General features: G+C 29.7%; 1 pseudogene. It reads right to left on the reverse strand.

The window, feature by feature from the left end:
- Positions 1–196, reverse strand: a pseudogene (locus ACRHNM_RS16685) (LptF/LptG family permease); the annotation flags it as partial.
- Positions 197–276: the final 80 nt, after the last annotated feature.

Below are 276 nucleotides of genomic sequence, written 5' to 3' on the forward strand. Positions count from 1 at the left end.
GAAATAAAAGATTAGCAAAATACACCGTAAAATCTACATAGTAAGCTGTAACTTCACCAAAGGGAGCTTTGTTTTCTAATATCTTACCTACTTTCTCTGCCAAGTCTACTGTAATTCCTATCGGAATAAACAATAGTAACATCATTAAAAATGTTAACAAATAGCGCTTTAGTATGTACCAATCTAAGATTTTCACTTACTATAATCTTATATCCATTTGTTTAACCATTTTTTCTTTCCAAGCTTTAAAATCTCCTTCCAAAATATGCTTTCTTG

The organism is Psychroserpens mesophilus (assembly GCF_050617655.1).
In the GTDB taxonomy this organism is placed as follows: domain Bacteria; phylum Bacteroidota; class Bacteroidia; order Flavobacteriales; family Flavobacteriaceae; genus Psychroserpens; species Psychroserpens mesophilus_A.